Annotated in this window: 18 protein-coding genes and 1 tRNA gene; 8 read left to right on the forward strand and 11 right to left on the reverse strand. The window is 49.8% G+C overall.

Features of this window, described 5'->3' with window-relative positions; all coding sequences use genetic code 11:
• Positions 1-227: 227 nt before the first annotated feature.
• Complete coding sequence (locus A2V21_313130; protein OIJ72575.1) at positions 228-1,256, forward strand: hypothetical protein; 1,029 nt, start codon at positions 228-230, stop codon at positions 1,254-1,256.
• 114 nt (positions 1,257-1,370) lie between these two features.
• Here A2V21_313130 and A2V21_313135 read toward each other — a convergent pair whose 3' ends face one another.
• From A2V21_313135 to A2V21_313160, 6 genes are all read right to left on the reverse strand, one after another.
• The gene (locus A2V21_313135) at positions 1,371-1,754 is read right to left on the reverse strand and encodes a hypothetical protein (GenBank protein OIJ72576.1); all 384 of its coding nucleotides are present in this window, start codon (positions 1,752-1,754) and stop codon (positions 1,371-1,373) included.
• A gap of 146 nt (positions 1,755-1,900) precedes the next feature.
• Positions 1,901-2,278: a hypothetical protein gene (locus A2V21_313140; GenBank protein OIJ72577.1), complete on the reverse strand. Its 378-nt coding sequence runs from the start codon at positions 2,276-2,278 to the stop codon at positions 1,901-1,903.
• A gap of 791 nt (positions 2,279-3,069) precedes the next feature.
• Complete coding sequence (locus tag A2V21_313145; GenBank protein ID OIJ72629.1) at positions 3,070-4,149, reverse strand: DNA (cytosine-5-)-methyltransferase; 1,080 nt, start codon at positions 4,147-4,149, stop codon at positions 3,070-3,072.
• A gap of 20 nt (positions 4,150-4,169) precedes the next feature.
• Positions 4,170-5,270, reverse strand: a complete 1,101-nt coding sequence (locus tag A2V21_313150; GenBank protein OIJ72578.1) for a hypothetical protein — start codon at positions 5,268-5,270, stop codon at positions 4,170-4,172.
• 4 nt (positions 5,271-5,274) lie between these two features.
• Entirely contained in the window at positions 5,275-5,943 is a 669-nt protein-coding gene (locus tag A2V21_313155; GenBank protein OIJ72630.1) for a histidine kinase, read from the reverse strand.
• 2,710 nt (positions 5,944-8,653) lie between these two features.
• Positions 8,654-9,412, reverse strand: coding sequence for a hypothetical protein (locus tag A2V21_313160; GenBank protein ID OIJ72579.1), 759 nt, complete (start codon positions 9,410-9,412; stop codon positions 8,654-8,656).
• Between the two features lie 238 nt (positions 9,413-9,650).
• On the opposite strand from A2V21_313160, the gene A2V21_313165 reads away from it, so the two are divergent.
• Together A2V21_313165 and A2V21_313170 are read left to right on the forward strand one after the other, a co-directional pair.
• Entirely contained in the window at positions 9,651-9,860 is a 210-nt protein-coding gene (locus A2V21_313165) for a hypothetical protein (protein OIJ72580.1), read from the forward strand.
• Positions 9,861-9,864: 4 nt separating this feature from the next.
• The gene (locus A2V21_313170) at positions 9,865-11,031 is read left to right on the forward strand and encodes a hypothetical protein (GenBank protein ID OIJ72581.1); all 1,167 of its coding nucleotides are present in this window, start codon (positions 9,865-9,867) and stop codon (positions 11,029-11,031) included.
• Positions 11,032-11,083: 52 nt separating this feature from the next.
• On the opposite strand, the gene A2V21_313175 is transcribed toward A2V21_313170, so the two are convergent.
• The 4 genes from A2V21_313175 to A2V21_313190 form a co-directional block, all read right to left on the reverse strand.
• Positions 11,084-11,160 (reverse strand) — tRNA-Met (locus A2V21_313175).
• A gap of 271 nt (positions 11,161-11,431) precedes the next feature.
• Entirely contained in the window at positions 11,432-13,078 is a 1,647-nt protein-coding gene (locus A2V21_313180; GenBank protein OIJ72582.1) for an arginine--tRNA ligase, read from the reverse strand.
• Positions 13,075-13,905, reverse strand: coding sequence for a hypothetical protein (locus tag A2V21_313185; protein ID OIJ72583.1), 831 nt, complete (start codon positions 13,903-13,905; stop codon positions 13,075-13,077). The genes A2V21_313180 and A2V21_313185 overlap by 4 nt, the downstream gene beginning before the upstream one ends.
• Positions 13,906-13,939: 34 nt before the next feature.
• Positions 13,940-14,266 carry a hypothetical protein gene (locus A2V21_313190; protein OIJ72584.1) on the reverse strand — a complete coding sequence of 109 codons (327 nt, stop codon included), beginning with the start codon at positions 14,264-14,266 and terminating at the stop codon, positions 13,940-13,942.
• A gap of 197 nt (positions 14,267-14,463) precedes the next feature.
• Here A2V21_313190 and A2V21_313195 point away from each other — a divergent pair, with 197 nt between their 5' ends.
• Positions 14,464-14,841, forward strand: a complete 378-nt coding sequence (locus A2V21_313195) for a hypothetical protein (protein ID OIJ72585.1) — start codon at positions 14,464-14,466, stop codon at positions 14,839-14,841.
• 55 nt (positions 14,842-14,896) lie between these two features.
• Here the strand turns inward: A2V21_313195 and A2V21_313200 are convergent, their stop codons facing one another.
• Positions 14,897-16,540 (reverse strand): hypothetical protein, encoded by a 1,644-nt coding sequence (locus A2V21_313200; protein ID OIJ72586.1) that lies wholly within the window; start codon positions 16,538-16,540, stop codon positions 14,897-14,899.
• Positions 16,541-16,683: 143 nt separating this feature from the next.
• Here A2V21_313200 and A2V21_313205 point away from each other — a divergent pair, with 143 nt between their 5' ends.
• From A2V21_313205 to A2V21_313220, 4 genes are read left to right on the forward strand one after another with little or no spacing between them, the layout of a single operon-like run.
• Positions 16,684-17,826 (forward strand): 2'-deoxycytidine 5'-triphosphate deaminase, encoded by a 1,143-nt coding sequence (locus A2V21_313205; protein ID OIJ72587.1) that lies wholly within the window; start codon positions 16,684-16,686, stop codon positions 17,824-17,826.
• Positions 17,823-18,833 carry a DNA (cytosine-5-)-methyltransferase gene (locus tag A2V21_313210; protein OIJ72588.1) on the forward strand — a complete coding sequence of 337 codons (1,011 nt, stop codon included), beginning with the start codon at positions 17,823-17,825 and terminating at the stop codon, positions 18,831-18,833. The genes A2V21_313205 and A2V21_313210 overlap by 4 nt, the downstream gene beginning before the upstream one ends.
• Positions 18,793-19,563 carry a hypothetical protein gene (locus tag A2V21_313215; protein ID OIJ72589.1) on the forward strand — a complete coding sequence of 257 codons (771 nt, stop codon included), beginning with the start codon at positions 18,793-18,795 and terminating at the stop codon, positions 19,561-19,563. Before A2V21_313210 ends, A2V21_313215 begins: the two co-directional genes overlap by 41 nt.
• Positions 19,538-19,954, forward strand: coding sequence for a very short patch repair endonuclease (locus A2V21_313220; protein ID OIJ72590.1), 417 nt, complete (start codon positions 19,538-19,540; stop codon positions 19,952-19,954). The genes A2V21_313215 and A2V21_313220 overlap by 26 nt, the downstream gene beginning before the upstream one ends.
• Positions 19,955-19,959 lie beyond the last annotated feature (5 nt).

Here is a 19,959-nt window from a genome sequence, read left to right on the forward strand (position 1 = left end):
TCACTTAATAATAATGAGAAATTGCAGACAGCGTCTGCACAATCCTAAAGGCATTCTCATACAGTCCAGACTTGACCGTATTGACTAGTTGGCTACATGGTTGCTAAAAAAGCGACATGGCGAATCTTCTGTAATTGAAGACTATAAAGCAGTTAAGTCTTTATGCTACTCAATTATGAATCACGGCAACCAACAAAACCAATATTCCGAAAACACATGAGGGACGCATGAAAGCAGGCAGAAACGACCCATGTTCCTGCGGAAGCGGCAAAAAGTTCAAGAAGTGCTGTATGTCTGGACTGGCCACCAAGTCGCTACTTCCAGGGGCGCAGGAAATATCAGAGGAAATCAGGAAGGAATTCGCTGACCGTCCGGCAGGCTCTCTCGCCGAGGCTCAGGCAGTTGCCAATCGCGTCATGGAACGCAGGAACCTGACACCCCTCGTTGAATTCTCCGGCCTGTCGCCTGAACAGATGCACAGGTTTCTGGATTTTCCTTTTTCCTCTCCTGGCATTGCCTTCTTTGCCGAAGAGCTAGACCGGCAGCCTGAGGCGCCTGTCGTGAAGCTCTTTTCTCTCCTCGCCGACGCAATAGGCACGGACGGACTTAAGGCCACGGCTAAGGGTAACTTGCCGAGGCAGTTCTGTCAGGAGGCGGCTAGGGCTTATTGGGAGATGTATCCGGATCAGGCTCTCTTGGGCGGAATAAACACGGAGCCTGATTTTTTTGACTTACACACCGTTAAGATTGTGGCCGGCATGGCCGGGCTGATCAGGAAGTACAGAGACAGGTTTATCCTCACAAAAAAGTGCCGCCTTGCTATGGAAAGTGGCATGGGCGGCGTTTACCTGGAGCTCTTCAGGACTTATACCCAGACATTCAACTGGGCGTACCGCGACCGCTACCCGGACCTTGCCATCGTGCAACGCTCATTCCTCTACACTCTTTATCTCCTTCATAAGTACGGCGGTGAGTTCAGGCCGCCAGAATTCTATATGGAGAAGTTTATTCAGGCCTTTCCCATGGCCCTTGCGGAAGTCCCTGACCGCCCCTACGCAACCAGCGAGAAAACAGTCGGCAGGTGCTACGCCTTCCGTAGTCTTGAAGGCTTCGCTGAGTTTTTCGGTCTGGCCGAGATAAAGGTCTTTTCCAGGGAGTTTTTGATGAGGAAGTATGAAATAAAGAAGAGTCCGCTCCTGGACACACTGGTAACTTTCCGGGTAGGACCGGGCATTCAAGCTAAAACATTGCCTTGAATACATTTACAATCGCTGTCGGCCTTTCCCTGCAAGATATCCGAGACACCTAAGAAGCAAGCCACTGAACCATCAAAACGCCAAACGCACCAAACACGCTGAAGGGGGCGAATCTTAGGCCTCCACGGTCTCCGAGCCTGCAAATCTCTCTGGGTGTCTACGCTGTCTAGTTCTTATCCTCTGTTTGACGTGCTGAGCAGTTTTTATGAGGAAAGAAATCATATTTGGATCGATCCCAAAGACCTGACAGCACATATAGGCCACCCCCATCGGAGTCTTATTCATGTCTTCCGTAAAGGCTTCTTCCATCCAGTTGTTAATTTTAAGCCACTTGCTCTTTGGATATACCAAGTGGCTGACCCATTCAAACCGCTTAAGCCGCTCTTCTTCGCTAAAACATTCGAACAGGGTTTCAACAAAGTGCCTCTGGTACGCCTCTTCAAGACGGCTTACATGCCCTGCGAGACGCGCCACCCTTTCCTTGAGACTGCTCCTCATATCAATCCTCCCTTTCTGTACGCCCCTCAATCGCCGGGCGGCTTCTTATTTGCACTGCATCAAGAAACATCGCCACCCTAACCAAAACGCTGAACCGCTGAAACGCCAAAGAGCACCAAACGCGCCAAACCACTGAAGGGTCCACGTCATACCTCTCCAGCCTCCCTCAAATCCGCAAATTCCTCTGGGTGTAAGCGCCTTCTCGCCCGAACCCTCAGCTTGACCCTCTGCGCTGTCTTTATGAGGAACGGCAGCATCTTCGGGTTGATCCTGAAATAACTGACAGCTATAAAAGCTGTCTTTCGGGGAGTCTTGTTCATATCCCGCCTGAACTGCCCCTCCATCCACCTCTCCACCTTGCTCCACCTGGTCCTGGGATAGGCATAATGGCAAACCCACTGAACCAAGCGGGAACGGTCTTTTTCACCAAACGCACTGAAAAGGCTTTCCACAAAAGCCTGCCGAGAAGACTGGTCAAGCTCGGCTACAGTCTGAACCAACTCTGCAATTTTTGTATTTACCATACCGTCCACCGTGATAGATGATTAGAACAAAGACGCGCTGAAGGGAGCCGTAGAACCGTTTTCATGGCGTCCCGGCAAATTTTTATACGGTCAACATATAAAGTCTTATATGTTATGTCGTTAAAAACCCGATAAAACCGTTTTTGAACGCACTACCCCTTTATTGAGGGACAGTTTAAAAAAAAACGGTTTCGGCGAGGCCTACTGAAACGTTAAGTTGCCATACGCAACTCTTGAGGAGATTTGATCTCCAAGTATGTATTACCGCGGGAGATGGAGAATTGGTTGGCTGCTGGCGAGAAAATCTTAAAAATGCGGGAAAGAGATTCAGATCCGAAGCATGCTTCGTAAAATCTAAAAAGCAGTCGATTCAGTCCGTATCGTTTTCTGGCGAGGTGCTCTACGGTCTCTACTTTTTTAAAAATCGCCTGGGCAGATGCTCTCTACAACGTTCAGGAACAAACAATCAAGTATCTGCTTTAGCAAAAGAGCCGCTGTTTCTATAATGTGATGAGAAATGGGCTAAATTTGTCCCTTTTAACGATTTGCCCCCTCATTCTTCGAGGGAAATGGGACAAATTTGGGCCCTACGGAGGTAATATGTTGATATGGCGGAAAAAATCGCGCCATGCAAACTTCAGCAATGTAATGTCGATAAAGGTATCTGAGTTTTTGTTTTGTAATAGATCTATGAGGCAAGGGGATTGTTTGATAAGAATTACTTTATGAGAAATATCGGTGTAGCAGTCACCACGTTTTGCAAGTTTTTAAAGGCCAGAACACAGCATGTCCTATGGAAAAGCTGGGTATGTAGTAGTTTCGACAAGCTGGAGCTTCCCCCTGCTACGTAATTGTAGGATTTGCTTGCCAAGTTCTTCCGCCAACCGAACCGGAACCGAATTTCCAATCTGAAGCGCAATATGCGTGTTACAACCTAAGAAAACATATCCATCAGGGTATGACTGAAGAGCGGCAGCTTCGCGCAGACTAATCGCTCTATCCTGAGTCGGATGTCCGTATCTTCCATTGGAAATGCTGTGACATCGGCCTGTCAGAGTAGGGGCGGGTGCATTCCATGCCATTCTTCCGTACACATCCGTGTGACCTTCATAGTTCTTTTTATGGCATTCGAGCCGGAGATGTTCCGGCCAGACTCGCCTATCGCCGCCATCATGTGGCGTATTACGGAGACGTTCCATATTCAAAGGGGCTACCGAAGCCGACACATGGTTTGGAATGCCTGGGTGGCATTCCCCTGCTCTGATGGGAGGAAAATGAGAAATCGCCTGATAAACCGTCTTGAATGGCAGAAGTGACGGTCCGTATTTCGGTTTGGGCAACGAGGGTTTAATGCCTCTCATAGCAATCATAACCAAGCGGCGACGATTTTGAGGCACGCCATATTGCTTCGCATCGAGCACTTCGTAAACGTACTGATATCCATTTCTTTCAAGTAGTCTCAAGAACCTACGAAAAGTACTATTCCCTGGAACTTTGGCAATCCCCGGAACATTTTCGATAAGAACCTGCCCAGGCAAGGCGGCTTCGACCAATCTGCCGAACTCGCTCAGCAGTGTGGCAGATTGCAAACGCTTCTTACCCTTGCGCTGTTGACTGAATGGCTGACACGGAGCACATCCGGCAAAAAGCATATCCCGAAAAGAATCTGTCCGTGCGAGCCTTTTCAATTCCTTCACATCAACTTTCTTTATGTCAGTGTGGACAAACCGTGTGCCAGAGTTGTTATATTCATATGTGGAGCAACATCTTTCGTCTTTGTCAAACCCGGCAATGACGTTAATACCCGCGTCCAGAAGGCCGCGAGTCATCCCGCCTGCACCACAAAAAAAATCAATGGCTTTAATAGACATCCTCTCTTTTACTCTCATAGTTATGTCGCTATAATTTCTTCGCACCAAGCCTCCAAATCCCGATCAGGCAATCCCGGTCGACACGCGTTCTGCATGTAGGCCCATGATATCATTTCCCGAAAAGGACTATCAATTGACGCTATCCTTAGATAAGGCTTGCTCTCGAGGCCTATATTATTTAGAGGAATCAGTTCCAACTTTTGCAAATAGGCAGCCATGGAAGGAATTCTATCTGGTAATGCAGGAAATGGGATTATTGTCTTGAAGTAACCCTGAGACAAAACAGTTTTACTCAGATTTTTCTTAGCATCTTTTTTTATAGATGGGCTTGCAGAAATCTCAGCACCGACTTTTTGCAAACCTTCTTTGATGGGTATGCAACAGGCAACCAGCACATTCTCAACCTTCGGCGAACGGCCTGGTGATGAAACCATGTCGCATGACGGAGTCAGGACTATACGAAATGAAGACGAGTCTGTGGCAGAACCGTCTGCTTTTCTCAAAACGTCACCCAGCTTGGGATCTGCACTGACTGGGGGGCAAAGATATTTCTCCCAGCTTGCCAGCTTCTCTCCATGTCTGGAGAGGTCATCCATCAACGCGGCCAAACGCCTTCTACCAGACCTTTGAATCGCATCACTTCGTTTCGTAGAGTCTGTAAAAGCTTTGAATGCATAAGGAGCTACTTCCCTGAGAGCAAGTGCGAATTCCTTGAGAATGTGCTTTTCAGCCTCATGCAGAGATACAACATGAGGGCGCATCTCTTCAATCTTGGCTTTTAATTTAGAAACGGACCTACTTCCTTTTTTAATACAGCTTACAAAAGGATGCTTTTCCTTGGTTTCTTCAATAAGCTCAGGATGCGCCGAATATACAATAATCGGACAAAAGCGGTTTTTCCAAATCTGATCATAAACATCAACTCCAGGGGCTTTGGGCTCTGAAGAAAATCCGCCTGCAACAAGATCCAGAATAACTACATCTGGATTAAAGCGATCCATGGTTTCTTCAACCTGCGAAAAGTTATCTATTTGACACGTGCTAATGCTACCATCTGTCTTAAGATTACTGATGACAGGTTCAACGCTTTTCGGTTCATCATCTATAAACAACAGACGCATACTTTTACCTCCTACCTTCTCGTGTATCCTTCAGCGGCAGATCGAAAGCAAAAGATGCTCCGCCTATTGTCCCGGGGTGTTTAACAGACATGCGACCACCGTATTGCGCCACCAACTCCGATGCGACGGTAAGCCCCATGCCGATTCCGCCGGGTTTCCTGGTAACGCCAGGCCAGAAGACCTTTTCGACATCATCTTCATGCAGGCCTGGTCCGGTATCGTGAACCCATACCCTGACACGCGTATCCTCATTGATGATTACAAGCCGAAATTCAAGTTTACGTTTCTCCTTTGGAACCTGGCTCAGCCAGTAGGATGCGTTGGTGATAAGATTCAATAAAATCGCATCGAGTTCACCGGGGTCTACCTCAACATGGGTCGCTGTGTCAGGCACATGATAATTAATGTTATTTCGTTTGATTTCACCACTCAGGAGTGTAAGGCACTCCCGTATGCGTTCCTCCAGGACGGAATTGCGCTTTCTGCGTCTGAAAGATCGACTTGCCAGCGGGGAAAACGTATCGGCAAGTGTTTCCAGCGAGTTAACGGCATCGTCAGCGCAACTATACTCTCCAGCGAGATCCTTGTCCTTAAACGGCCCGAATCTGCTCTTGATAAACTCAAGAAAACTTCCGAAAGCAGTTGTTCTGTTCCTTATCTCATGAACAAGCATTTGAGCTATCGTACCAACTGTAGCCATTCGGCTGTAATAAACAAAACGTTCTTGAATAGCCTTGCGTGCGGAATCAATGGAGGCATTGAAAGCACGTAGGACAGGCACTGCCTCGGTAGCCTGAGCACCCTCCTCGGCAAGGGCTATGACCTCGGCAAGCAGCCCCTCGGTAGACAGCTCCCCAAACAGGTCCTCCATCGGTTTTTCACGTTCTGGCTTGATGCGCTCCACATTACGTTCATTTTCGAGAAGACCGACAATTGCTGCAAGAAGCTCTTCAAATTCTGCCACCTCAAGACTCGATACCAAGCGCTCACGGTCACTGGTGTCTCGGATTCCAGGATTTTTTTCGGCAGAGATTGAAACATAGCCAACGAGTTGGCTTGTGCTCATTCGTTCACCTACTCTACTGACACGCCTCAAGTCGAGCCCCAGCCAGTCGCGAGCATTATCGGATTTTGGCAGAACAAGAACGCCGTCACGGTACACGGAAATACCCTTGTGCGTACGAATGGTTTTACGGACCTGACTTTTTTGAAAATCGAATCTGTCTGCTATCTCCTGGGTATCTTCAGCTCCGATGTCCCATGCACGGATTTCGAAGGAAAAGGGACCGCAAATCGGTTTCTTTTCGTCAAATTTCAAGCGTGTGCTATCCTGAATGCTGTCAAGAACCTGCTTCCATGTCAGGTGTAGGTCTCTCTTTCTCTTTTTGCCTTCTTTTATAGGATTAAATCTATATGTACATTTTACAGCACCATTATTGTCAACCTCACCCGTGATTCTATACTTCGGCTTGGAGAGGAAGTAAGGCGCTTCAATTTTGACCGTATTCGTTTCTGCTTCTCCATGCCTCAACAAAAAAATTTTAAAATCCACTATGTCAGCGAATGGCGAAATCAGGCGTGCAAGATTTTCTTCAAGGTCAGCAATCTTCTCGTTATCCCATTGTCCATTAAGCCCGTATATCCGTAATCGAGTTCCGGAAATGCGGAATGGCGTGTTTTCCGGATACTGTCGACAATTCGCGAAGCAGGCAGAAATATCATCTCCTTCGGCAAGGCTCGACCAATTAACGGTTACCTCCCAACAATCGGATCCCTTGGCTTGAGTCAACATGTTTAAGCGGTTCCCTAAACGAGCAACGGAAAGTCGTCCAAGCCCCTTTTCTCCGACAACACGACGTATTTTTTTATCACTCTCTACGAACGGGTTCTTTTCCTTAAACGGGGTTGCAACGAGGCACCATACATCTTCGATGCTCCACCTGCTCATCCCGTTGCCGTCATCTTCGATCTCGAGATAGTCACCTTCATTGGGATCATTACAAAATCTAATCCAAACGTTACCGGCAAACGCATCATATGAATTCTTAACCAATTCAATTACGGCGACCACATCATTCGTGACAAGATCGGCACCCAGTGCAGCAAACACTCTTGGATGCATGCGGAAGGGGATCTTGTTGAATCCGTTTTTATTATTAGATGTATTTTCCGCCATCGGCTTCACCTTTTCTCCGTTTTAGGATAGCTACCTTTGTAAGGCGATCTTGGAATGGAAAGTGTACACTGACGTGACTTTAAAAACTCTGCAGCACGAATAGCTATTCTGTCCAGACTTTCTCCCCTGACGACGCCCGGCCGTCGGAAGCTGCACTCCCAAATCACAAGGACACGCCAGCCGATTTCTTTAAGTTTGTGAATGGTATCCCTGTCTCGACAGCGGTTTCCTTCAAGCTTCTCCTTCCACCAGGTACGCCGTGTCTTTGGTATCTGCGAAAGGTGGCACCCATGGTGATGCCAAAAACATCCGTGCATGAAGATAACCGCAGAGTATTTAGGGAAGACCATATCCGGCTTGCCAGGCAGGTCGTGCCGATGCAGCCGAAATCGAAAGCCCATAGCAAAGAGACGCCGGCGCATTTCCAATTCAAGCTTTGTGTTCTTGGATCGAACGGCCGACATCATACGACTTCTGATTTCTTTACTTACTTTGGACACCTTATTAACTCATAATCATATCATCTTGGTAAGGTGAAGGGAACTCTTATGGGGCCTCACTACATCAAGCCTACCAGGCGACTCTGCGGTAATGTCCATCGTAAATCATACTGAATTTGTCGCCTGGAAGGCGATGGATTTTAAATCCCATTGTGTGAGCTAATTAGTTAATTATCATACATGGTTAAGCGCTTTTCATGCAATATGTTTTTGACCTTATTTGCAAATTAATGACGGAGACCGTCTATTATCTGAACAATGTTGAAAATGAGCATTTGTGGTAGAGAGCTTTAACTTTCCTTCGCATCGTTTGATCTCCAGTCGGATATCGAGGCGACTTTTCAAATCATGCTCCTTATCCCAATAACGAGCATTGGTTCGCTTTTTGCCCAGTTGGAACCAGCAAGATGTCGCATCACTTTCCATTCAGAAGTTGACTAACAAAGGAACTCAGTTCCCCTTTTGGTCAACAGTGGACTCAAGAGGAACATAGGTTCCATTTTTGGTCAACTTGCACATAATGCGGACACGATGACCGCGTATTGGACTCGAAGACGACATCCTCATGTCGCTTTCCGGTCTAAAGTTGACTCCAAAGTGACATCCTCATGTCGCCTTTTAGTCCATTTGACACCTCAGGCGGACTTAGATTGAGCTTTGGGATAAATAGACCCGTCGAACTGTCCGCTTTTTGCGTCATTGGCACATCAAACGGACTCTGGCGCGCGCTGGGAGGGCTCTGGTCCGCTCTTGGTGCCATCTGTCATTCCATGCGGACCTTGGTCTCGCTTCCACTCGGCAATATGTTCTTTTGAGAACACGCCTCGCCCTTCTTTTCTCAGCCTTCCTTTTTGCGCCAGCCGGCGTATATGTCTAGTGCTTACGCCAAGCACTTTAGCGACCTCCTTGGTGCGAAGGGTCTTCTTATTGTAGAGATCTGCGCGAACTCTGCCCAGTAGGTCGACCACATAATCCGTTATGGAGCGAAATATTTCTCGCGTTGGTATGCCTCCAGCACACCTTATATCAAGCCAAGCTTTCAACCTATCGGCCTCAGCTTTAGCGCCGCTCATTAGCAACACCATTCTCAAGTTTTGGAAAGGCTTGTAATCAAAATCCTTCAAGCTCTCTCTTGCTGCTTTCCGCCACTTCCTGTAGGCCGTCCTCCTCGAAAAGCCGATTACTTGAATCAATTTTAGATACTCGCGCTTGGTAACAATATCAGAGAGGAAAAGATATTCTATATCCGTGTTCGACAGCTTATAAGTTCTGATGTCCTCATACATGACCTTCCTATAGAGTAGTTCATTGAGCAGTTCCCTCCTGAATGAGGGCGCCTCCTTATTTGCAGCCTGCGTTTCACGGGGCGTACTCATCTTTGCATTATCCGGGACAGCGGGCTTATCGGCCCCATCCAGACCCTGATCCGGCCTTCCCGTGGCATTTATTACCGTGTGTTCCTCCATAAATTCCCTCCTTCAGGTATCTATAGCCTCTTCTACTCCTACTTATATATTACTTTTTTTGTTCAATTTTTAGAAAACCCCTGAATTTATTAAATATTTTTCAATACAGCGATTTGTTTGGGGCTAAGGTTTTCGATGGAAAAAATGCATAAGCAAGAGCAGGGGAAGGGGACTTGGCGGTAATACGCAGATATGGAGCTAAAACGCTCCAAATTCAAAAAGGAGCGGGTCGCAAGGGATGAAACTTCTCAGCGTTAAAGAAATCTGCGTGCTCATCCAGGCAAAGCCATCCACCATCTACCAATGGGCAGAGCTCGGGCAGATCCCGTGCTTCAAGATAAACGGCCTCCTGCGGTTTGAGGAAAAGGAGATCCTCGACTGGCTAAAGGATCAGAAAAGGGTGTATAATGTCGGCCGTGCAGGTAGAAGGCCCGGAAAGGAGGTATAGGCAAATGGGCCTCTACAAACGAAAGGACTCGCCGCACTGGTGGATGTCCTTCAAGATAGGAAACCGGCGGATTTTCGAATCCACCGGCACTGAGAATAAAAAGCTCGCTCAGCGAAAGCACGCAAACAGGTTAATCGAGCTGGAGGAAAGGCAGCTCGGCTCGTCAGCTAAGATCGACGGGAAAACGCCTTTTTGCGACCTCGCGAACCAGGTTCTAAAGTGGGCAGAATGGCAACGGGCCTACAAGGACAAGAAAACTCATGTCAAGTACCTCATCGAGGCGTTCGGCAATCTCGCGCTCAAGGATTTCACGACGCGCACGGTTGAGCTCTACTACCGCGGCTTTACCGATTCCGGCAGGACAGTCTCGACGGCAAACAGGTACCTTCAGACGTTGAAGGCGATGTTCACCAAGGCCGTTGAATGGGATCTGGTTGAAGAAGAGGTCTTGAAGCGCGTGCGCCGGGTCAAGCTGTTGCCGGAGAACAACAGGCGCTTACGGTTCCTTTCAAGGGTGGAAGGGCAGGCACTTATAAACGCCTGCGAGCCGCACTTGAAGCCTATCGTGATAACCGCGCTCAATACCGGCATGAGGAGAGAGGAGATACTTTCCCTCGAATGGGGAAAGCACGTTGACCTGAAGCACGGGTTCATACTCCTCGACAGGACCAAGAACGGCGAGCGACGCGAGGTTCCCATCAACCAGATCTTGAAGGGCGTGTTCCAGGGCCTTGTGCGGCACATCAACAGCCCCTATGTTTTCACGGACAAGGCTGGCAGGAGGTTCAGGGACCTGAAGCGGTCTTTTTCATCGGCCTGCAGGAAAGCGGAATGGGACAAGTGTTCGGCCTGTAGCTTTGAGCGGCAAAAATCCGGGGAAGAGAGCCCGGGCAATTGTCCTCAATGCGGCAAGGAGATGTTCCGGGTAGCCGGGATCAATGACTTCCGTTTTCACGACCTAAGGCATACCTTCGCAAGCTGGCTCGTGATGGCAGGGGTTGACCTTACGACCGTGAGCAGGCTCCTTGGCCACAAGAGCCTTACGATGACGCTTCGGTACTCGCACCTTGCGCCGTCGCACATGGTCAAGGCGGTCGCTGTCCTTGAAAACGGTTACGATTTGGTTACGCTGGGTGAAAAAGAGGGTAGAGAACGACGCGCAACCCCATAAGCAGAAAGGCCGTAACCCCTTTATTTTCAAAGGAATTACGGCCTCAGGAATTTGGTAGCGGGGACAGGATTTGAACCTGCGACCTTCGGGTTATGAGCCCGACGAGCTACCGGACTGCTCCACCCCGCAGTAGTCTCATCAATTCAATCTTTCAAGACAGTCATAGTAACAACTGGCGGTTTCTTTGTCAACCCTATTATCGGAAAAAACAGTGGAATCTGCGAAAAAGCCCTTTATGGGAAGACGTCTAAGGACAGGACCCTTCTTACCCTCGATCCCCTCTCATCGAGGGAGGGGAGGTTCAGACCCTTTCCCTTCTTTAGAAAAGAGGAGAACAATATTATGGGATTTAAATGCCTGGATTACAACGCCACACTCGCATTTGACAGCGCGCGCCGGTCTACATCTTATCCGGCGCTGACACACCGAGGAGGGCAAGGCCGTTGGCTACAACCGTCGCCACCGCCCTGCAAAGAAGGAGCCTCGCCCCGGTCTGCTCCGGGTCGTCGGTTACGACCCTGGTCTTGTTGTAATAAGGATGGAAGAGGCCCGCAAGCTCCATAAGGTAGAAAGTTATCCTGTGGGGCTCCATGGCGAAGGCGCTTCTTTCGACCAGCTCTTCAAAGGCGCCAAGGCGCTTAATGAGCTCCGTCTCCTCCTTGCCGTCGAGCCTTGAGAGGAGCTTCGCGTCGAAATGTTCAGGTACTCTTATGCCCTTTTCAGCGGCAAAGCCGATGATGCTCTTTATGCGGGCATGGCAATACTGGACATAGTAGACCGGGTTTTCAGGTGCCTGGCTCTTGGCAAGCTCAAGGTCGAAGTCGAGCTGCGCGTCAGGCCGCCTCATCAAGAAGAAGAAGCGGCACGCGTCAGAGCCGACCTCGTCCATCACCTGCCGAAGCGTTACGAACTCGCCCTCCCTCTTGCCCATGGGCACCGGCACGCCCTTCCTCAGAAGGGCCACAAGCTGTATGAAGATGACCTTGAGCGCCGAGTCGTCGTAGCCGAGGGCGCGCATCACCGCCCTTATCCTGCCCTCGTAGCCGTGGTGGTCTGCGCCCCAGATATTCACAAGGGCGTCATAGCCCCGCTCGGCCTTGTCCCTGTGATAGGCTATGTCAGAGGCGAAATAAGTCCTCTCGCCGTCGGCCTTTATGAGCACCCTGTCCTTGTCATCCCCGAAATCCGTCGTCCTGAACCAGACCGCCCCCTCGGATTCGTATATGTACCCCTTCTCCTTGATGGCCTCTATGGCGCCTGCCACCTTGCCTGTGTCATCAAGGCTCTTTTCACTGAACCAGACGTCAAAGGTGATGCCGAAGGCTTCGAGGTCGCGCCTTATCATATCGAGCATCGCCGCAGAGCCGTAGTCCTTGTAGCCTGGCGCGCCAGCTCCACCTTCTCCGTACTTCGCGAGGTACTCCTTTGCGATATCCTTTATGTACTCGCCCTTATAGTAGTCCTGCGGGAACTCGACCTTCTGCCCCTTAAGCTCTTCCACGCGGAGGCGGACCGATTCGCCGAGCGTATACACCTGCCTTCCGGCGTCGTTTATATAATATTCTTTTGTGACCTCGTACCCCGCGGCCTTTAATATCCGGGCTAAAGAATCGCCCACGGCCGCGCCCCTGCCGTGGCCTATGTGCAGCGGGCCCGTGGGGTTGGCGCTTACGAACTCGACCTGGACCTTCTTCCTGCCCCCGGCATCACTCCTGCCGAACTGGGCGCCCTTCCCGATGATATTCTCAAGGATGGAGAGCCAGAAGGTCCTCTTGAGGAAGATATTTATAAAGCCGGGACCAGCGACCTCGCACTTTTCCACGTCCGGATGGGCGGAGATCCTCTCGGCAACGGCCTTTGCTATTTCTCTGGGCTGCTTTTTCTCAAGCGGGGCCAGGAGCATCGCGATGTTAGTCGAAAAATCGCCGAACTCCTCCTTCTTCGGCCTGTCGAGAAGGACCTCCGGCAGCTTCTCTACCGTTACAATCCCATCGCCCCTCGCGGCCTCTATCGCGCCCGCGACTATCCCCGCAACACCTGCCCTCATCCCTTTGCCTCTGTTATCCTGGCGTACTCGCCGGGCCTTCTGTCCTTCAGGAAGACCCACTCGCTCCTGACGGCTGACACCTCGCCCAGGTCTATCTCGGCGAGCACCACCCCTTCGGAAGCCCCGCTCGGCTTCTCTATCATCTCTCCGTCAGGCCCGCAGCAAAAACTCTTTCCGTAGAACTCATGCTTGTATTCCTTGCCGACCCTGTTCACCCTGAAGACGAAAAACGAGTTGGCGTGGGCAGAGGCGGCTATGGCCCTCTCCCATTTCCTGTACGAATGCTCGAAGGCCGAGGCGGTGAGCGCCAGCACAAGCTCCGCCCCTTTCAACGCCAGTATCCTCCAACCCTCCGGGAAGAATACGTCCCAGCATATCTGGACGCCTATCTTGCCGTAAGGGGTATCGAAGACCGGGAAGCCGAGATCGCCGGGGCTGAAATACGCCCTCTCCTCCCAGAGCGGTATCTGGGGCACATGCACCTTGCGGTACTTGCCGATGATGCCGTCAGGGCCGACTACATAAGCCGTGTTGAAGTACTTGCCGTTATCCTCTTCGAAGACCCCGCCGACGAGAACGGCATTGTGCCTCGTGGCCGCCTCCTTGAGGAATGTAACGGTCGGGCCGTCCTCTTTTTCAGCGTAAGAGAAGTTCTTCTGGTCGATAGAGGCAGGGAACCATGGCGAGCTGAAGAGCTGAGGCAGGGCTATTACCTTCGCGCCCTCCTTCGCCGCCAACTCGACCAGCATCGCGGCCTTTGAGATGTTCCTCTCCCTGTCAGGGCCTGCCGCAAGCTGTATGCCTGCCGTCTTTATCTTCTTTTTCATCTCTGGTTATTGATGGCGAGTTGTTTACGGCGGGTCAATTCACGCCTTCTTGCCGGGTGGAAGCCGCTTTCGGCTCTTCAAGCTTATAGACAATCTCGTTCCTGCCCAGCTTGCCCAGCTCCTTCCTTGCTATCTGCCCTATATAGCGCTTGTCCTTCTCAAGGAGCCTTATCTTCTCCTCAAGGCCGCTGTTCTCTTTCTCAAGGCCCTTGTTGTACGCGAGTATCCCGTCCCTTTCCTTCTTGACCCTGTAGAGCTCAAGTACGCCCTTATCGCCGAAAACCGCGGCGATGCCCACGAAAAGGAGCACCACGAGCACGATTACGTGCGTTTTTTTCAATCCCTCAAGGTTTTTTCTCATTGGGCCTTTCCGAAGGATAGGATTACCAGAGTGAACCTGAAAAGTCAAGGGATACGGCTATAAAATGGCCTGTTTTCAGAGGATAAATCCCCTCTCGTAAAGTTGTTGACACGGCCTGCCCGGCCGAATAATATATAGGCTGTTTTTTCTCACGCGAACGGATGGCCGGCGACTGCTTACCGCGGGAGGTATCGAACATGAACAGGCTCAATTGCCCGAAGTGTGAGAACCCTTTTTTTACTACCGCCAGAGAACCGCGCATGCCTTGCCCTCACTGCGGCTTCGTGACAAAAGCGCACGAGCCTGACAGGAGGATTCTCTCCAGACAGCCAACCCAGAAACTCTGCGACATATTGAGGGGCGAGGTAAGGATACCGGTCAAGACCGTGGACCTGTCCCATACCGGGCTCGGCATAAAGATGATGGGATACCTGCCTTTTGACAGCTTCGATAACGTGAGCGTCTTTGTAAGGGAGCTTGAGATGGAACGGACCGCAGAGGTGGTCTGGACCAGGAAGTTCTACGGCATCTCAAGGGCCGGGCTGAGGTTTACAGACGGCCCCCTCACCGGGTGAGGCCTGAATAAAAACCTTCAGGCAAGGTTGACCGGCAACAACAGTATCTACCCGGCTATCGATAGCCCAGTTCGTCGGCTTTTCTCAGCAGGGCACGGGCCCTTTCATAATCTCCCATATCCCCATAGAAGGCGCCTAATTGGTAGTAGGCCGCCCCTAACGACGGCTTAAGGCTTATCGCCTTGAGAAAGTCCTCATGAGCCCCCTTCGGCTCTCCGAGCGCCCTTAGCGATATGCCCCTGTTTAAATATGCCTCGGCGTAACCAGGGCTCAAGCTGATAGCCGTTGTAAAATCTTCGACAGCCTTCCTCTGGTCTCCGATGGACGAGTAAGCAAGCCCCCTGTCTATGTACGTGTCCGGGTAGTCCGGCCGGAGGCGAATGGCTGACGTATAATCTCCGATCGCCTTGGCGTACTCCTTATTATCATCGTAGGCGTACCCCCTGTTTATATAGGCCAGGGGGGCCTCTGCAGGGTACCGCTCTATCTCATATGACCAGATGGTCACAGAGTCCTTCCATATGCCTATCTGCTTTATGGTAAGGAAAGAGAGCATGGCGGCCACTAAAAGAAAGAGCAAGGCGGTTACGACCCTCTTTGCTCCGCCTCTTTCAAAGACAGATGAGATGACAGCGCCTGTAAAGAGGAATATCACTATCGACGGCATATAGGAGTACCTGTCGGCGGCACCCTGCCCCCCTACCTGCACAAGGCCGATCACAGGCAGCAGGGTAACGAGATAGGTCAGCCACACCGCCAGAGGGCCCCGCCTGCTCCTTGCCATGAATAACACAAGGGCCGTTATGGCTATCAATACGATGAGAGCGCCAAGGTATTCAAGGCTTAATACATCCGAAGGCAGCTTGCGTGGATAATATGGCGCGAGGCCGGTCGGCATGAGCATCTTGTAAAGGTAGAACGCGTAGCCCTTTACAGACACCCAGAAGCGCGCCGATAGCGGGTGCCCCTCAAGGGTCGTTAACGCCACGCCCTGGATCCAGACCGTCACAACGGAAGAGAAGGCGCTCAAGGCGAAGAAGGGCAGCTTTTCCATGATGGATATTAATCCTGTCAAAGGCCGCCTGTAGTAGAAGTCGATTATGACGAGGACCGCGGGGATGGTCACGGCCATGGGCTTGGCAAGGATAGCAAGCGCAAAGAAGAGAAAGGCAAGGGAATAGTAAAAGGGCCTTCCTGATCCTTTTTTCAAGTAACCGAGATAGGCGAGGATGGCCAGGATAGAGAAGAAGGCGCTCAGGACGTCCTTCCGTTCGGCTATCCACGCCACAGACTCCACATGGATAGGGTGGAGCCCAAAGAGCGCCGCCGTAACGAATGCCGCGACCGCCCCTCTTCTATCCCATCCGATGACGGCAGCCGCGAGCATCCCTGCGAGGAAAGTATTGAGGGCATGGAAGATAACGTTGGTGAGGTGATAGCCGAAAGGGTCGAGCCCCCAGACCGCATAGTCAACGGCAAGGGAAAGCATCGTCAACGGGTGCCAGTTATAGACCATCGGCCCGGTAAAGGCGCTTTTAATGAGACCTGCCCCAAGAGTCCTTATCTGAAGGTTGCTGTATACATAGGCGCCATCGTCCCAGTTGATGAATGAGTTGCCAAGCGCGGGAATATATGCGGCAAAGGTCAAAAAGGCGGCGATGAGGGACAGGTATATGGAGTAGCTTCGTCTTTCTTTCATCTTATCGGCTTGCGAGGCGGAGGTTCCAATTTGTGTTTAAACGTAACATATTGCCGGCTGAAAGGTAAATACAAAAGAGGATGGCGGCCACAGGTTAAAAAAACTTTTCATCTCTGCCTTTTTCCTGTATTATATTCGCACTTATGTCTGAAAAAAAACAGGGCGTATTCAGCTGCCAGACTATAACCAGGGCCATAGCCCGCAAGCACGTCGCCTCAATGGGCCTCCCCATCGAAGAAGCGCAGGTCCAGCCCGCGAGCATGGACTTGAGGCTCGGGCCAAAGGCGTACAGGCTCATATCGAGCTTCCTGCCCGAAGAGAACGGCGTCATGGAAAGGATACACACCCATGACGTCTACGGCTCGGACCTCGTCATGTACGAGACCGACATCTCTAACGGCGGCATCCTTGAGCGTGGGCACGTATACCTCGTTCCCCTCATAGAGGAATTAAACCTGCCCAGGGACGTACGCGGCAGGGCAAACCCGAAATCAACCACAGGCCGCCTCGATATATTCGCCAGGGTGCTGACCGACAGGAACCCCAGGTTCGACGACATAGCCTGCGGCTACAAGGGCGGCCTTTACCTCGAGGTCATGCCCAGGTCCTTTACCATCAAGGTGAAGGAAGGGCTCTCGCTCGTCCAGCTCCGCCTCATACGCGGCGAGTGCGCGCTTACGGACTCGAAGCTTAAAGCGCTTCACAAGGACTCGCGCCTTCTCTTCAATGGCGAAGACCACCTCGCCCAGGAAGATATAAAGGTGTCGAAGGGCCTGTTTATGTCGGTAGACTTGAGCGGGGCCAACCCGGATGGCATAATCGGGTACAAATCCAAGAAGAACAGCCACGTCGTAGACCTCACCAAGAAGAACCACTACAACATCGCCGACTTCTGGGAACCGATACACCGGAACAGCAAAGGTACGCTCATACTCGAACCCGAGGAGTTCTACATCCTTTCGTCAAAGGAGAAGATAAGGATACCCCCCAGGTACGCAGCCGAGATGGTCGCCTATGAAGCGGGCTCAGGAGAACTTCGCACCCATTACGCCGGCTTCTTCGACCCGGGCTTCGGCTTCGGCGGCAAGGGCGAGGTAAAGGGCACGAAAGCGGTCCTCGAGGTGCGTGCGCACGACGTGCCGTTCATGATCGGCGACGGGCAGACCTTCTGCAAGCTCTTCTTCGAGCGCATGGCCGAGGTGCCGGACAAGGTCTATGGCCCCAGGATAGGCTCGTCCTATCAATATCAGAGCATAACGCTCAGCAAGCAGTTCAAAAGTTTATGAAACCTAAAATAAGGTTCATCGACTTATTCGCAGGAATCGGCGGCTTTAGAATCGCTGCGGACGAGTTTTTTCGCAACCACCGCATCAAAGCCAAATGCGTTTTCTCTTGCGAAATCGATTCGCATTGCAGGACTGCATATTCCTCGAATTTTGGCGACAACCCCTTCCCGGATATAACAAAAAAAGACCCAAAAGACATCCCTGAACATGAAATTCTTTTTGCAGGCTTTCCTTGTCAGCCGTTCAGCATTATCGGCAACGGGAAAGGTTTCGACGATGCAAGGGGCACCCTTTTCTTCGAAATAGCCAAAATCTTAAAAGAACAAAAGCCAAAAGCTTTTATTTTGGAAAATGTAAAAAGATTTGTGAATCACAACAATGGTCAAACATTGAAAAGAATTCTGGAAACATTAAGGGGATTAGATTATGAGGTGGATTATAAAGTTTTAAATGCGCTTGATTTCGGCTTACCTCAAAAAAGAGAGCGAGTCTTTATAGTGGGTTTTTACAAGCCAAGATCGCCTGTTTTATTTACATGGCCTCAAAAACATTATCTTTTCACGCCGCTATCTGACATCTTGGAAACAAATGTCCATCCAAAGCATTTTGCTTCTGAAAAAATTCTACTAAAACGCAAAACCATGCACAAATCAAAATATAAGCCTGCGATATGGCATGAGAACAAGGCTGGCAATATAAGTTCGTATCCCTTTTCATGTGCCTTAAGAGCTGGAGCTTCATACAATTATTTATTAGTTAATGGCGAACGTAGATTGACGCCGAGGGAGATGCTCAGATTGCAAGGCTTTCCTGATTCTTTTAAAACGGTCGTCCCGGATTCGCAAGTCAGAAAGCAAGCAGGGAATTCTGTGCCGGTAAATGTCGTTAAAGCTGTTTTAGAATCCGTTTGGCACAAACTAAAAAACGAACTGGATTTAATTAAAAAGAACTCATCGAAGGAAACCCATGGCAGAAGAAAAAACACCGCGATTGAGAACCGTTTTTAAGGTTCCGCCGCCTTTCCCATTAAACAAGTTTCCAACAGATTTTCCGTATAAATTAGCAAAAGAACTCGTATATTTGCTTGCCACAAAAGGAAAGCCCGTTCTGGAAGGGGCAGAGTGGGAAGAAATTTTTGCAACTTGCATAGGCGCAATTTGGAAACCCTCTAACGTCGGATTGGACGATGTGGTTTTGGATGCCTGCGCATGGGGGGCAAAAACCGTTAAAGCGGCAAAACCTGCCAAACAGAAAAGAATACGCCTGATTTCCGGACGGAATTCTCCGGCCTTTTCTTTTGGAGTACGCAATTTCGACAAAATCAACGAAAACGATTTAGGCAAACAAATTCTATCAATTTGGAATGAGCGCGTTTCAGGCATAAGGAAAACTCATAAGCACTTAAGGACAGTAGTGCTAATCAAGTCTAATTTTTTGGATGAACTGGCTATATTCGAATTCGAGACAATACGCTATGACCCTGAACTATATTTTTGGAAACGGAATAAACGGAATAATCTTGAGGGCTATGAAAAAGCCAGCAAAAAGCATATTTTCACATGGCAGCCGCATGGCTCACAATTCACAATCATTGAAGATGTGCCAGATGATTGCACAATAATAAAAATCAAAACACCTCAAAAAACAAATAAAGAAGCTTTTCTCAAAAATATCGGCTTCGATAAAACTTGGTTCACTGTTTACAAGAAAAATGCCCGAGAGAATCTCGAAACTTAAGCGTTCTCAAATAATGAGGGCTGTAAAATCAAAGCGCAATATTTCAACAGAGCTTGCGCTTATAGAAATTCTCAAAACCTTCAAAATACGAGGATGGCGAAGGAATTACATTCTTTTTGGCAGCCCTGATTTCGTCTTTCCGAAGAAGAAAATCGTGATTTTTGCGGACGGCTGTTTTTGGCATGGACATAAATGTCGTAATACAAAACCCGCCTCAAACATCGAATATTGGAATGACAAATTGAAAAGAAACAAAAAAAGGGATCGCCTTGTTACGAAAGAACTGATAAGTCGAGGCTGGCAAGTAATTAGAATTTGGGAATGTACTATTAAGTCAAAAAGCAAATTGCCTTCCAAACTCGTTCGTTTTTTAAGCGAACTTCAAAAATGACTTTA

This window comes from Deltaproteobacteria bacterium GWC2_55_46, from assembly GCA_001595385.3.
Taxonomy (GTDB): domain Bacteria; phylum Desulfobacterota; class GWC2-55-46; order GWC2-55-46; family GWC2-55-46; genus UBA5799.

Coding starts and splice junctions, on each gene's coding strand:
- A2V21_313155 (OIJ72630.1), bottom strand. CDS start 5,943: ATGCTTGTTCATGAGATAAGGAACAGAACAACTGCTTTCGGAAGTTTT.
- A2V21_313165 (OIJ72580.1), top strand. CDS start 9,651: ATGAAACTTCTCAGCGTTAAAGAAATCTGCGTGCTCATCCAGGCAAAG.
- A2V21_313205 (OIJ72587.1), top strand. CDS start 16,684: ATGTCTGAAAAAAAACAGGGCGTATTCAGCTGCCAGACTATAACCAGG.
- A2V21_313170 (OIJ72581.1), top strand. CDS start 9,865: ATGGGCCTCTACAAACGAAAGGACTCGCCGCACTGGTGGATGTCCTTC.
- A2V21_313220 (OIJ72590.1), top strand. CDS start 19,538: ATGCCCGAGAGAATCTCGAAACTTAAGCGTTCTCAAATAATGAGGGCT.
- A2V21_313195 (OIJ72585.1), top strand. CDS start 14,464: ATGAACAGGCTCAATTGCCCGAAGTGTGAGAACCCTTTTTTTACTACC.
- A2V21_313180 (OIJ72582.1), bottom strand. CDS start 13,078: ATGAGGGCAGGTGTTGCGGGGATAGTCGCGGGCGCGATAGAGGCCGCG.
- A2V21_313185 (OIJ72583.1), bottom strand. CDS start 13,905: ATGAAAAAGAAGATAAAGACGGCAGGCATACAGCTTGCGGCAGGCCCT.
- A2V21_313190 (OIJ72584.1), bottom strand. CDS start 14,266: ATGAGAAAAAACCTTGAGGGATTGAAAAAAACGCACGTAATCGTGCTC.
- A2V21_313160 (OIJ72579.1), bottom strand. CDS start 9,412: ATGGAGGAACACACGGTAATAAATGCCACGGGAAGGCCGGATCAGGGT.
- A2V21_313145 (OIJ72629.1), bottom strand. CDS start 4,149: ATGTCTATTAAAGCCATTGATTTTTTTTGTGGTGCAGGCGGGATGACT.
- A2V21_313150 (OIJ72578.1), bottom strand. CDS start 5,270: ATGCGTCTGTTGTTTATAGATGATGAACCGAAAAGCGTTGAACCTGTC.
- A2V21_313140 (OIJ72577.1), bottom strand. CDS start 2,278: ATGGTAAATACAAAAATTGCAGAGTTGGTTCAGACTGTAGCCGAGCTT.
- A2V21_313215 (OIJ72589.1), top strand. CDS start 18,793: ATGGCAGAAGAAAAAACACCGCGATTGAGAACCGTTTTTAAGGTTCCG.
- A2V21_313130 (OIJ72575.1), top strand. CDS start 228: ATGAAAGCAGGCAGAAACGACCCATGTTCCTGCGGAAGCGGCAAAAAG.
- A2V21_313200 (OIJ72586.1), bottom strand. CDS start 16,540: ATGAAAGAAAGACGAAGCTACTCCATATACCTGTCCCTCATCGCCGCC.
- A2V21_313210 (OIJ72588.1), top strand. CDS start 17,823: ATGAAACCTAAAATAAGGTTCATCGACTTATTCGCAGGAATCGGCGGC.
- A2V21_313135 (OIJ72576.1), bottom strand. CDS start 1,754: ATGAGGAGCAGTCTCAAGGAAAGGGTGGCGCGTCTCGCAGGGCATGTA.